This window comes from Acidovorax sp. 59, assembly GCF_002754175.1.
Classification (GTDB): domain Bacteria; phylum Pseudomonadota; class Gammaproteobacteria; order Burkholderiales; family Burkholderiaceae_C; genus Acidovorax; species Acidovorax delafieldii.
On the sequence record NZ_PEET01000001.1, the window covers coordinates 3849600 to 3861770 of the forward strand.

The window sequence follows — 12171 nt, forward strand, 5'->3', positions numbered from 1 at the left end:
GCCTGACCCGCCTCCTTCAAGCCGCCTTCGGGCGGCTTTTGCGTTTCAGGGGGTGCATCCGGGCTCAGTCGGTGGCAGAATTTAACCAAGCAGTAACTTTGCATAAATAACCTGGTTGCCCCACCATGATCGAACGCACCCTCTTCCAGCCCGACCACCAGGCCTTTGCCGACAGCTTTCGCCGCTTCATCGACAAGGAAGTGACGCCCCACCACGCCGCCTGGGAAGACCAGGGCTATGTGGCGCGCGAGGTGTGGAGCCAGGCGGGCGCCAACGGTTTTCTGTGCATGAGCCTGCCCGAGGAATACGGAGGCGCCGGGGCCGACAAGCTCTATTCGGTGGCGCAGATGGAAGAGCTGGCGCGCGCCGGCACCACGGGTATCGGCTTTGGTCTGCACAGCGAGATCGTGGCGCCGTACATCCTGCACTACGGCACTGAAGCCCAGAAACAGAAGTACCTGCCGCAGATGGCAATCGGCGCCGTGGTGGGTGCCATCGCCATGAGCGAGCCGGCTGCGGGCAGCGACCTGCAAGGCATCAAGACCACGGCCATCAAAAGTGCGGACGGGTCGCACTACGTGCTGAACGGCAGCAAAACCTTCATCACCAACGGCTGGCATGCCGACCTGGTGATTGTGGTCGCCAAGACCGACCCGGCTGCGGGCGCCAAGGGCACCAGCCTTTTGCTGGTGGAGCGCGGCATGCCCGGCTTTGAAAAAGGCCAGCGCCTCAAGAAGATGGGCATGAAGGCGCAGGACACGTCCGAGCTGTTCTTCAACGACGTGCAGGTGCCGGTGGACAACCTGCTGGGCGGACCCGCCATGGAAGGGCGCGGCTTCATCTGCCTGATGGAGCAGTTGCCCTGGGAGCGCCTGCAGATCGCCATCACCGCCGTGGCCGCCGCCCAGGCCGCCATTGACTGGACGCTGGACTACGTCAAGCAGCGCAAGGTCTTTGGCCAGAGCGTGGCGTCATTTCAAAACACCCGCCACACCCTGGCCGAGCTGCAAACGCAGGTGCAGGTGGCCCGCGTGTTCGTGGATAAGTGCTGTGAGCTGATCGTGCGCGACCAGCTCGACACAGAAACCGCCAGCATGGCCAAGTACTGGACGACCGACCTGCAATGCAAGGTGATGGACGAATGCGTGCAGCTGTTTGGCGGCTACGGCTACATGTGGGAATACCCCATCACGCGCGCCTACGCCGATGCACGCGTGCAGCGCATTTATGGCGGCACCAACGAGATCATGAAAGAAGTGATTGCGCGGGCCATGGGCCTGGGCAAATAACGGAATGCACCGCGCCGTGAATAACGCAGCGCCCGACGCCCTTCACAACGCACAAGTGGGCGCCGAATGCCGCTACAGATACCAGGCGGCGCGCGCTTCCTCGGGGCTCAGCGGCGCACCAGGGCGGCGGTCGGTGACATTCAGCCAGGAGCGCACACCCTGGCTGCCACTCAGCGCACGCATCAGCAGCAAGCCTGCGCCAATGCCGCGTATGGCCGCCGAGCTGCGGCTGGGCGCCATGAAGGCCGCCACCGCCAGCGCACTGGATGCAGCCAGCACGACATGGTGCTCCAGCGCAAATCCTTCGCGCGTGTCGTCGTATTCGATGGCGCTGCGAGCGATGCGCTGCAATGCAGGGGATGTATTTCGTTCCATAGCCAGAAATGTAGATAGCAAACGCCGAAAGATAGTGCAAAAACCACTGCACCCGCGTCAGAAAGCACCTTGTAGTGGCGTGAGCCAGCCCAGCTGCTTTACCGCCGCACTGCTTGAAGTTTAGAGAAACCACCGGAGACCATTCATGACCGAAGCCTATGTATTCGATGCGCTGCGCACCCCGCGCGGCAAGGGCAAGAAGGACGGCACCCTGCACGAGGTCAAGCCTATCGACCTGCTGGCAGGCCTGCTGACGGAGCTGCAAGCGCGCCACCGCTTCGACACGGCGGCGGTGGACGACGTGGTCATGGGCATCGTCTCGCCCGTGGGCGAACAGGGTTCGGTGCTGCCCAAGGTCGCGGCGCTCAAGGCCGGGTGGGACTTTCGCTGTGCGGGTGTGCAGGTCAACCGTTTCTGCGCCTCGGGCCTGGAAGCCGTGAATCTGGCCGCGCAGAAGGTGCGCAGCGGCTGGGAAGACCTGGTGGTGGCCGGTGGCGTGGAGAGCATGAGCCGCGTGCCCATCGGCTCCGACGGCGGCGCCTGGGCTCAAGACCCCGCCACCAACTCCGCCACGCTGTTCGTGCCCCAAGGCATCGGCGCCGACCTGATCGCCACGTTGGACGGCTACACCCGTGCCGACGTGGACGCCTTCGCCCTCGAGTCGCAGCGCCGCGCCACCGCCGCGCGCGCAGCGGGCTACTTCAAGAATTCGGTCGTGCCCGTGCGCGACTTCATCGGCCAGACCATCCTGGCGGAAGACGAATTCATCAAGCCCAAGACCACGCTGGAGGGCCTGGGCGCGCTCAAGGCATCGTTCGAGCAACTGGGTGGCATGGGCTTTGATGCCGTGGCGCTGCAGCGCTACCCGCAGGTGGAGCGTATCCACCACGTTCATCACGCGGGCAACTCGTCGGGCATTGTGGACGGCGCAGCCGCCGTGCTCATCGGCAACGAGGCCGCCGCCAAGGCCCACGGCCTCACGCCCCGCGCGCGCATCGTGGCAACGGCGCTCAGCGGCGCCGACCCCACCATCATGCTCACCGGCCCCGTGCCCGCTGCCAAAAAGGCGCTGGCCCGTGCGGGCATGACCATCGACCAGATCGACCTCTTCGAAGTCAACGAAGCGTTTGCCGCCGTGCCCATGCGCTTCATGCGCGAGCTGGGCGTACCGCACGACAAGGTCAACGTGAACGGCGGCGCCATTGCCATGGGCCACCCGCTGGGCGCTACCGGCGCCATGATCCTCGGCACCCTGATTGACGAACTGCACCGCCGGGGCCAGCGCTACGGCCTGGCCACGCTGTGCGTGGGCGGCGGCATGGGCATTGCCACCATCGTCGAGCGAATCTGATTGACTGGGAAGGAGACAACAACATGCAAACCATCCGCTACGAACTCATCCCCGCCCAGGGCACCGAAGGCCAGGTCGCCGTCATCACGTTTGACGAAACCAACTCCCCCGTCAACACCATGTGCCGCCAGTGGCAGCAAGAGCTGGGCGAGGTCACGGCCCAGGTGCTGGGCGACCGCGAACGCCTGGGCGCCGCGCTCAAAGGCATCGTGCTGGCATCGGCCAAGACCAGCTTCTTTGCAGGCGCCGACCTCAAGGCCACCATGCGCCTCACGCCCGCCGATGCGCCCAGCGCGTTTGGCGAGATCGAGCGCATGAAGAAGCACTTTCGCACGCTCGAAACTCTGGGCATCCCCGTGGTGGCCTGCCTCAACGGCGCAGCGCTGGGCGGCGGGTGGGAGGTGGCCCTGGTCGCCCACTATCGCATCGCCGTGGCCGACCCCAAGATCCAGTTCGGCCTGCCCGAGGTGACGCTGGGCCTGATGCCTGGCGCCACCGGCGTGACCAAGATGACCCGCCTGCTCGGCCTGATGGGTGCGCAGCCCTACATCCTGGAGGGCAAGCTCTTCAACCCCGCCGAGGCGCTGGAGCTGCAACTGGTGCACGAACTGGTCGCCACGCGCGAGCAGCTGCTGCCCGCCGCCCTGGCCCACATCGCCACCCACCCGCACGCCGTGCAGCCGTGGGACGACCAGCACTACAAGATGCCCGGCGGCACGCCCGCCAACCCCAAGATTGCAGGCGCCCTCACCGTCGCGCCCGCCATGCTCAAGAAGACCACGCGCGGCCGCTACCCAGCGCCCGAGGCTGCACTGGCCGCCATGGTTGAAGGCGCCATGGTGGACTACGACACCGCCCTGCGCATTGAAAGCCGCTACCTCGCCCGCCTGATGACCGGTCCCGTGGCGCGCAACATGATCAACACGTTCTTCTTCGACATGAACGCGATCAAGAGCGGCAAGTCGCGCCCGGGCACTACGCCCCGCTACAGGCCGCAAAAGGTCGGCATCCTGGGCGCCGGCATGATGGGCGCGGGCATTGCCTATGCGCAGGCCAGCCGGGGCATCGCCACCGTGCTGAAAGACGTGAGCACCGAGAAGGCCGAGGCTGGCAAGGCCTACAGCGCCAAGCTCACCCAGGCCCGCGTGGACAAGGGCCGCATGACTGCCCAGGCACAGCAGGCGCTGCTCTCGCGCATCACGCCCACCGCCAGCGCGGCCGACCTGGCGGGCTGCGACCTCATCATCGAAGCCGTGTTCGAAAGCCGCGACCTCAAGGCCAAAGTCACGCAAGAGGCCGAGCCGCAACTCGCACCCGGCGGCTTCTTTGCCAGCAACACCTCCACCCTGCCCATCAGCGGTCTGGCCACCGCCAGCAGCCAGCCCGAGAAGTTTGTCGGCATCCACTTTTTCAGCCCCGTGGACAAGATGAAGCTGGTGGAGATCATTCGAGGCAAGCAGACCGATGACGAGACCGTGGCCCGTGCGTTTGACTACGTGCAGGCCCTGGGCAAGGTGCCCATCGTGGTCAACGACTCACGCGGCTTTTACACCAGCCGCACCTTCGGCACCTTTGCGATGGAAGGCGCCGCCATGCTGGGCGAAGGCATCCCCGCCGCCGCCATTGAAAACGCCGCCATGCAGGCCGGCCTGCCCGTGGGCCCGCTGGCCGTGCTGGACGAAACCGCGCTGACCCTGAGCGTGCATGTGCTGGACCAGACCCGCGCCGACTACGCCGCCGAAGGCAAGACCTACACCGCCACACCCGGCGAGCTGCTGGTAGAGCGCATGGTCAAAGAACTGAAGCGCCCCGGCCGCGCCGGTGGCGGCGGCTTCTACGACTACCCCACTGGCACCAAGAAGCACCTGTGGCCGGAGCTGAAGCCCCTGTTCAAAAAGCCCGGTGTGGAATGGAGCGTGCAGGAAATCCAGGACCGGCTGCTCTACCGCCAGGCCATCGAGACCGCGCGCTGCCTGGCCGAGGGCGTGCTGACCAGCGTGCATGACGCGAACATCGGGTCGATTTTTGGGATTGGGTTTCCGGCTTGGACGGGGGGGGCGATGCAGTTCATTTATGGGACTGGGGTGGAGGCGTTCCTTCAGCGTGTTGATGAACTGGCGGCGGGGTACGGGGCAGGGTTTGTTCTGGAAGCGAAAGCCCGAGATGCCATTCGAGCTTTTCAGCCGACCTATTGACTGTCATGGTTCAGTCAAACCGGATAGCAAAAGGAGCTCGCTTCTGGCACACCCAGCGCATCCCCGACCAGCTGCCATATTTGCTGGCTCGGTGTCGTGGAGAACACAAACCACAGCTCTGCAATGCGCAGAGCTGGCAGCATCAGATCTTCCAGCGAGAAGCGTCCGTCTCTATTGAGAAAGACAGCCACCACCAAATCGTCACCAGAGTATTTGCTCAGTCCATTGACCAACGCCTGGACTGTGGCGCTTGCGTTCAAATGATCAGGCACCAGCTCTTTGAGCTGAACCGGCGCAAAGTGCCGAACATCAGCGATCTCCCACGTGGCAACGAAGTCATAGTCGCTTGACTCCACGGGAGAAAACAAGACCTGGTGCCCGATACGCAATGACATGCCATAGCAAAAAAGTGCAGCTTGGCGAAACTCGCGTATGTGCTTGAGGTCATTGGTTCGCAGGTTGCGGACCTGTGGAGACAGGTCTGCATCGACGATTTGCATTTCGATTTGCCGGAGCTCTCTCAGTACCGCGACCGGACCACGATACGCCAACGACGCGAATGCTTTCAACGCTGATCGGGACTGTTCCACTCCGTTAATCTTTCCTACCCATTGAGGGCGATAGGCGCACTGCCACCAGCGCCACACCGCCGAGACTCCAAACCGTATGGGTTCTGTATCGTCCTTGCAAACTGATCGCTCGGCGATCAATTTGCGAGGATAACGACGCCGCAGGGGAACGCTGAAGTTCCCACCTGAGCACATCAGACCATCGTGGCGGACCCAACCGTCGCCTTCAACCCCAACATCCCCCGCGCCTCCTGCGGCGAAGCCACCTCCCGCCCCGCATTGCGCGCGTACTCCGCCAGCTTCTCAATCAGCGGCCCGTTCGACTCCGCCTTCGTCCCATCCGGCAGATAGAACGTGTCCTCCAGCCCCGTGCGCAGGTGCCCGCCAAGCTCGGCCACGCGCTGGTGCACGGGCCAGATCTCGCTGCGGCCGATGACGGTGGCCTGCCAGGGGGCATCCTTGATTTTCAGCTTGAGCAGGATGGGCAGCAGGTCCGGGTCGGCGGGCATGCCGGATTCGACGCCCATCACAAAGTTGTATTCGGGCAGTCGCTCGGTGTACATGCCGGTCTGCACATACATCTCCACGCAGCGCACGATGCCTACGTCGAAGCACTCAAACTCGGGCAACGTACCGGTCTCCAGCATCACGTCGATGAAGTCCTTGACCTTGGCGGGCTGGTTGTCGAACAGCATGGGCGGCCAGGCCCAGGTGCCGTTGCTGCGCACCTTCAGGTAGTTGAGCGAGCCCGCGTTGCACGCGGCCATCTCGGGGCGGGTGGCGCGCAGGCAGTCGAGCGGGCCTTGGTAATTGGGGCCGACCACGCCGGTGGTCTGGTTGATGATCAAATCCGGGCAGGCCTCGCGCATGGCTTGCACGCAGTCGCGGGCCACCTGCGGGTCCCAGCTGGGCAGGTGGCCTTTGCCGGGCTCCTGGTTGCGAAAGTGCACGTGAACCACGGCGGCGCCGGCGTCGTAGGCACGGCGGGCTTCCTGGGCCAGTTGCTCGGGCGTGACGGGCACGTGGTGCTGGCCGGGGTCCGTCAGCACGCCGGTGATGGCGCAGGTGATGATGGCTTTGTTGCCGTGGTCGGTGCTGTGCATGGTGGCTGTCTCCTTCAAATGCCGAGCTGCTTGGCAGCCAGGTCTTTCATGATTTCTTCCGCACCGCCGCCGATCATCATGACCTTGACCTCGCGGTAGATGCGCTCGCTGACGGTGCCGCGCATGAAGCCCATTCCACCCAGTATCTGCACGGCCTGGTCGGCACAGAACTGCATGGTTTGGGTGGCGTGGTTCTTGAGCAGGCACACCTGCGCTACCCACTCGGGACCGGTGCGGCCAGCGTCGGCCTGCGCGGCCACGGACTCGCACCACGCAGCGGTGGACTGGATGCGCATCTGCATGTCCACCAGCTTGTGGCGGATGACTTGGTGCTCCACCAGCGCGGCGCCAAAGGTCTTGCGCTGGCGGGCCCAGGCCAGGGCCTCGTCGTAGCAGGCCTCGGCAAAGCCCAGGGCCGACACGGCCAGGCCAAAACGCTCACCGTTGAAGTTGGCCATGATGATGCGAAAGCCCGCGCCTTCTTCGCCCAGCAGGTAGCGCGCAGGCACGCGCACGTTGTCAAAGCGCAGGTGGGCGGTGTCGGAGCAGAGCCAGCCCATCTTGTCGAGCTTGCTGCGCGACAGGCCTGGGCTGTGGCCAGGGATGAGCAGCATCGATATGCCGCCGCTGCCCTTGCTGCCAGCGTCGCCAGTGCGCACAGCCACCGTGATCCAGTCCGCGCGCATGCCAGAGGTGATGAACACCTTTTCGCCGTTGACGATGTACTCATCGCCCTCACGCCGCGCGGTGGTCTTGAGCTGGGCCACGTCGGACCCACCCCCAGGTTCGGTGATCGCCAGTGCGGCGATCTGCTCGCCTGCCAGCACGGGCGGGATGACCTCAGCACGCACAGCATCGCTGCCATGGGCCAGAACCGGCGGCAGGCCGATGTTGTGCGACAGCAGGCTGGCCAGAACGCCGCCGCTGGCGCCGTGGCGGCTGAGCGCGCGCCACAGCGGCAGGCGAAGCAGGTAGCTGGCGGGCGTGCCGCCGTACGGCTCGGGGTAGCCCAGACCCAGCAGGCCCAGGTCGGCTGCGCGGCGGTACAGGCTGCGGGGGAACTCACCGGCGGCGTCCCACGCGTCCACATGCGGCGCGATCTCGGTACGGGCAAAGCGGGTGACGGTGTCGGTGAGGGCGGTACGGTCTTCGTCGCTCACAGAACTTGCATCGGACGTGGCGGTCATACGGGCGCTCCTTGCGTGGCGGGTGCAAAGCGGGCCAACACCTGGCCGGGCGACACCTGCTGGCCGAGGGCCACCAGCAGCTCGGCCACCGTGGCGGCTGCGGGGCTGGCCAGGCTGTGTTCGAGCTTCATGGATTCGATGACCACCACGGTGTCGCCCGCCGCCAGCGCCTGGCCTGCGGCCACGGGCAGCGCGACCACCTTGCCGTTGAAGGGGGCGCGCAGCTCCGTCGCACCGCCCGCCGCACCCGCGCGCGCAGCGGGTTCCCACGATGCGTGTTCCACCCAGCCGTCCACGCCGCTGGTTTGACAGTGCCAGCGTCGGGGGCCCACCGCCACGCAGTGCACACCGCGCTGGGGCAGTTGCAAAGTCACAGGCTCCGCCCCCGCCTGTTCCACCAGCAGCCGCCCACCGCCCAGCTCGCGCACGGCAATGGAGTGCACCTCGCCCTGGTGGCGCAGCCGCAGGGGCCGGGCCATGGCACAAGGCAGGTCCGACAGCGTATTTGAAGCAAAAATGGCCGATAGCGCCCAAGGAATATGCACTGATAGCTCATTATTTGATAGCAACCGCTGCAGCTCCTGGGCATGCTCCGCCAGGAACGGCACCAGCGCCTGGCCGCTGGCAAACACGGGGTGCTGCAGGCAGGCCACCAGAAACGCGCGGTTGGTGGGCAGGCCCAGCACGCGGGTGCCCTGCAACGCGCGGACCAGCGCGGCGATGGCCTCGACCCGCGTGGGCGCGTGCACGATGAGCTTGCCCAACATGGCGTCGTAGTGAGGCGTGACCTCTGCCCCCTCCTCCAGCGCATGGTCAAAGCGCAGCGCGCCCGGCGCAGCCCGTTCAAACGCGGTGGCCTGTGGCGCGCTGAACTGCAGCACGCTGCCGGTGTGGGGGCGGAAATGCGCGTCTTCGGCACACAGGCGCACTTCAATGGCGTGGCCTTGCAAGACCACCTGTGATTGCGCAAGGGGCAGCGGCTCGCCCCGCGCCACGCGGATCTGCCATTCCACCAGGTCCAGCCCGGTAAGCGCCTCGGTCACCGGATGCTCCACCTGCAGGCGGGTGTTCATCTCCATCAAGAAGAATTCAGCCCCGTCCAAAAGGAATTCCACCGTGCCCGCGCCCACATAGCCAGCGGCCTGCGCCAGCGCCACAGCGCAGGCACCCATGCGTTCGCGCAGCGCTGCGTCCACGGCGGGGCTGGGGGACTCTTCAATGATCTTCTGGTGGCGGCGCTGCACCGAGCAATCGCGCTCGCCCAGGTGGATGCACGCGCCGTGGGCGTCGGCAAAGATCTGCACCTCCACATGGCGCGGCTGCAACAGCGCACGTTCGATCAGCAAGTCGCCACAGCCAAAACCCGCCAGCGCCTCCGACCGGGCGCTGGCCAGTGCTGCGGGCAACTGCGCCAGTTCGGTGACGAGGCGCATGCCACGCCCCCCCCCACCCGCCACGGCCTTGACCATGAGGGGCGTGCCGATGCGGGCTGCCTCGGCGGCAAAGCGTTCGTCGCTCTGGTCGTCGCCCGCATAGCCGGGCAGGCAGGGCACGCCGTGCGCATGGGCCAGGGCCTTGGCCCCCGACTTGCTTCCCAATGCGCGGATGGCGGCTGGCGAGGGGCCGATCCAGGTCAGGCCCGCATCGACCACGGCCTGGGCGAAGTCAGCGTTCTCGCTGAGGAAGCCATAGCCAGGGTGCACGGCATCTGCGCCGGCGGCTCTGGCTGCGGCCAGCAGCTTGTCGGTGCGCAGGTAGGTGTCGGCGCTGGCGGCGCCGCCCAGCGCAACGGCCTGGGTGGCTTCGCGCACGTGCAGGGCGTTGGCATCGGCGTCGGAATAGACCGCCACCGTTTCGATGCCCATGCGGTGGGCGGTGTGGATGATGCGGCGGGCGATCTCGCCGCGATTGGCGATAAGGATCTTTTTCATAGCTTCGCACTCCAGGGCGGCGCCTTGCGCGCAGCAAACGCCGCCAGCCCCTGCGGAGCCTCGGGGCCACGCAGCGCCTGCGAAAAAGCAATTGCCGCTTCGTCCAGCAGTGCGGGCAACGGCGTTTCGGCTTGGGCCAGCAACAAACGTTTGGTGGCGGCTACAGCTTGGGGTGCGGCGGCGGCGTGGCGTGCGATGGCAGCCCGTACAGCAGCATCCATGTCGCCCTCCACCACGTCATCGACCAGGCCCAAGCGCTGGGCGGCAGCGGCATCCCAGCGCTCGCCTGTCAGCAAACACCGCCGCGCAGCAGACGGGCCAAGGCGCCGCACCACAAAGGGCGCGATCTGCGCAGGCACGATGCCCAGCGTGACCTCGGGCGTGGCGAACTGCGCGCTGGTATGGGCCAACACCTGGTCTGCGCAGCACACCAGGCCAAAGCCGCCGCCCATCGCAGCACCTTCGACCGCCACAATGAGCCACTGGGGCAGCGCGCACAAGGCCTGCAGCAGCGCGCCAAAGCGGCGGTTCAGTGGAACCAGCGGGTCGGCTTCGCCGGCAGCCAGGGGCTGGCCAATGGTCTTGGCAAAGCCGCCCAGGCTGCCACCCGCGCAAAAGTGCCCACCGGCACCCCGCAGCACCACGCCGCGCAGATCGGCATCGGTCGCAGCCCGCTCGCACGCGGCCAGCAGGGCGTCCACCATGGCTTCTGACAGCGCATTGCGGCTGGCGGGGTCATTGAGCGTCCAGGTTTCCACGCTGCCGCTAGCCAGCGGCGCGCGGGTTATCTGTAAAGGCATGTCAGGTCTCCACCGTGCTGCGCGCTACGCACGACATACGAAACTGGCGCGGCCCAGTGCCAGTGCAGCCGAGCAAGGGCCGCCCCGCAGCGAGGGCTGCGTCCCCCTGTCCGCATTGCGCAGCAATGCGAGAGCGGGGGGAAGCGACGAAGTCGCTCAGGGGGGTGTTGCTCATCTCTTCGCGATGCCCATGAGCTTGGCGAGGATGCCCAGCATCACCTCGTCCGCACCGCCGCCGATGGACGCCAGCCGCCCGTCGCGGTACATGCGCGAGACCTTGTTTTCCAGCGTGTAGCCCATGCCGCCCCAGAACTGCAGGCAGGTGTCGGGCACCTCGCGGTTCAGACGGCCAGCCTTGAGCTTGGCCATGCTGGCCAGCTCCAGCACGTCCTGTCCGTTCACGTACAGGTCGCAGGCGCGGTAAGTGAGTGCGCGCAGGGCTTCCACCTCGGTCTTGAGTTCGGCCAGCTTGAACTGCACCCACTGCTGGTCGGCCAGAGTGCTGCCAAACAACTTGCGCTCCTGCGCGTAGTCGATAGTCCACTGGATGCAGTGGTTCAGCGATTCGAGCGTGCTGGCGGCACACCACAGGCGCTCTTCCTGGAACTGCTGCATCTGGTAGATGAAGCCCTGCCCTTCCGCACCGATGCGGTAGCGCTGCGGCACGCGCACCTCGTCAAAGTAGATCAGCCCGGTGTCGCTGCTGTGCATGCCGATCTTGCGGATCTTTTGCGCTACCTCGATGCCCTTGGTGAGTTTGCCGCCCGGGCCATCCCGCATGGGCACCATCACCAGGCTTTTGTTCTTGTGCACAGGCCCTTCGCCCGTGTTCACCAGCATGCACATCCAGTCGGCCTGCAGGCTGTTGGTGATCCACATCTTCTGGCCGGTGATCACGTAGTCGTCGCCATCCTTGCGCGCCACGCTCTTGATGCCCGACACATCGCTGCCCGCCGCAGGCTCGCTCACACCGATGCAGCCCACCATGTCGCCCGCAATCGCAGGGGCCAGAAAGTTGCGCTTGAGTTCTTCGCTACCGTAGCGCGCCAGCGCCGGGGTGCACATGTCGGTTTGCACGCCGATGGCCATGGGCACGCCGCCGCAGTGGATGTGGCCCAGTGCCTCGGCCATGGCGAGGCTGTACGAATAGTCCAGCCCCTGGCCGCCGTATTCCTCGGGCTTGCACAGGCCCAGCAGGCCCAGGTTGCCCATCTTCTTGAAGACCTCGTGCGCGGGGAAGATCTCTGCGGCCTCCCACTCGTCCACATGGGGATTGATCTCTTCGTCGATGAAACGCTTGAGGGTTTTCTGGATCTCGCGGTGCTCGTGTGTGAACTGCATGGTGCTTGTCTCCTGCTGTTGCGTTTGTAC

Annotated in this window: 10 protein-coding genes; 3 read left to right on the forward strand and 7 right to left on the reverse strand. The window is 65.8% G+C overall.

What is annotated here, in order from left to right:
• The first annotated feature begins 125 nt into the window (after positions 1-125).
• Positions 126-1289, forward strand: coding sequence for an acyl-CoA dehydrogenase family protein (locus tag CLU87_RS17520; protein ID WP_099731264.1), 1164 nt, complete (start codon positions 126-128; stop codon positions 1287-1289).
• Positions 1290-1361: 72 nt separating this feature from the next.
• Here CLU87_RS17520 and CLU87_RS17525 read toward each other — a convergent pair whose 3' ends face one another.
• On the reverse strand, positions 1362-1664 hold the full coding sequence (locus CLU87_RS17525) for a hypothetical protein (RefSeq protein WP_225581100.1): 303 nt from the start codon (positions 1662-1664) through the stop codon (positions 1362-1364).
• 145 nt (positions 1665-1809) lie between these two features.
• Between CLU87_RS17525 and CLU87_RS17530 the strand changes: the two genes are divergently transcribed.
• Both CLU87_RS17530 and CLU87_RS17535 read left to right on the forward strand, forming a co-directional pair.
• Positions 1810-3015, forward strand: coding sequence for an acetyl-CoA C-acetyltransferase (locus CLU87_RS17530; protein ID WP_099731265.1), 1206 nt, complete (start codon positions 1810-1812; stop codon positions 3013-3015).
• Between the two features lie 23 nt (positions 3016-3038).
• Positions 3039-5210: a 3-hydroxyacyl-CoA dehydrogenase NAD-binding domain-containing protein gene (locus tag CLU87_RS17535; protein ID WP_099731266.1), complete on the forward strand. Its 2172-nt coding sequence runs from the start codon at positions 3039-3041 to the stop codon at positions 5208-5210.
• Positions 5211-5224: 14 nt separating this feature from the next.
• Here the strand turns inward: CLU87_RS17535 and CLU87_RS17540 are convergent, their stop codons facing one another.
• The 6 genes from CLU87_RS17540 to CLU87_RS17565 all read right to left on the reverse strand — a co-directional run bounded on the left by CLU87_RS17540 (position 5225) and on the right by CLU87_RS17565 (position 12141).
• The gene (locus CLU87_RS17540) at positions 5225-5710 is read right to left on the reverse strand and encodes a hypothetical protein (RefSeq protein WP_143227288.1); all 486 of its coding nucleotides are present in this window, start codon (positions 5708-5710) and stop codon (positions 5225-5227) included.
• Positions 5711-5973: 263 nt separating this feature from the next.
• Positions 5974-6882, reverse strand: a complete 909-nt coding sequence (locus CLU87_RS17545) for a 3-keto-5-aminohexanoate cleavage protein (protein WP_056059994.1) — start codon at positions 6880-6882, stop codon at positions 5974-5976.
• A 14-nt stretch (positions 6883-6896) separates the two neighbouring features.
• Complete coding sequence (locus CLU87_RS17550; protein ID WP_099731268.1) at positions 6897-8069, reverse strand: acyl-CoA dehydrogenase family protein; 1173 nt, start codon at positions 8067-8069, stop codon at positions 6897-6899.
• Positions 8066-10000, reverse strand: coding sequence for a biotin carboxylase N-terminal domain-containing protein (locus CLU87_RS17555; RefSeq protein WP_099731269.1), 1935 nt, complete (start codon positions 9998-10000; stop codon positions 8066-8068). The genes CLU87_RS17550 and CLU87_RS17555 overlap by 4 nt, the downstream gene beginning before the upstream one ends.
• Entirely contained in the window at positions 9997-10800 is an 804-nt protein-coding gene (locus tag CLU87_RS17560; RefSeq protein ID WP_099731270.1) for an enoyl-CoA hydratase/isomerase family protein, read from the reverse strand. Before CLU87_RS17560 ends, CLU87_RS17555 begins: the two co-directional genes overlap by 4 nt.
• A gap of 171 nt (positions 10801-10971) precedes the next feature.
• A complete protein-coding gene (locus CLU87_RS17565; RefSeq protein ID WP_099731271.1) occupies positions 10972-12141 on the reverse strand; it encodes an acyl-CoA dehydrogenase family protein in 1170 nt (389 codons plus the stop codon).
• Between the last annotated feature and the right edge of the window lie 30 nt (positions 12142-12171).

Coding starts and splice junctions, on each gene's coding strand:
- CLU87_RS17545 (WP_056059994.1), bottom strand. CDS start 6,882: ATGCACAGCACCGACCACGGCAACAAAGCCATCATCACCTGCGCCATC.
- CLU87_RS17565 (WP_099731271.1), bottom strand. CDS start 12,141: ATGCAGTTCACACACGAGCACCGCGAGATCCAGAAAACCCTCAAGCGT.
- CLU87_RS17555 (WP_099731269.1), bottom strand. CDS start 10,000: ATGAAAAAGATCCTTATCGCCAATCGCGGCGAGATCGCCCGCCGCATC.
- CLU87_RS17560 (WP_099731270.1), bottom strand. CDS start 10,800: ATGCCTTTACAGATAACCCGCGCGCCGCTGGCTAGCGGCAGCGTGGAA.
- CLU87_RS17520 (WP_099731264.1), top strand. CDS start 126: ATGATCGAACGCACCCTCTTCCAGCCCGACCACCAGGCCTTTGCCGAC.
- CLU87_RS17535 (WP_099731266.1), top strand. CDS start 3,039: ATGCAAACCATCCGCTACGAACTCATCCCCGCCCAGGGCACCGAAGGC.
- CLU87_RS17530 (WP_099731265.1), top strand. CDS start 1,810: ATGACCGAAGCCTATGTATTCGATGCGCTGCGCACCCCGCGCGGCAAG.
- CLU87_RS17525 (WP_225581100.1), bottom strand. CDS start 1,664: ATGGAACGAAATACATCCCCTGCATTGCAGCGCATCGCTCGCAGCGCC.
- CLU87_RS17550 (WP_099731268.1), bottom strand. CDS start 8,069: ATGACCGCCACGTCCGATGCAAGTTCTGTGAGCGACGAAGACCGTACC.
- CLU87_RS17540 (WP_143227288.1), bottom strand. CDS start 5,710: ATGCAAATCGTCGATGCAGACCTGTCTCCACAGGTCCGCAACCTGCGA.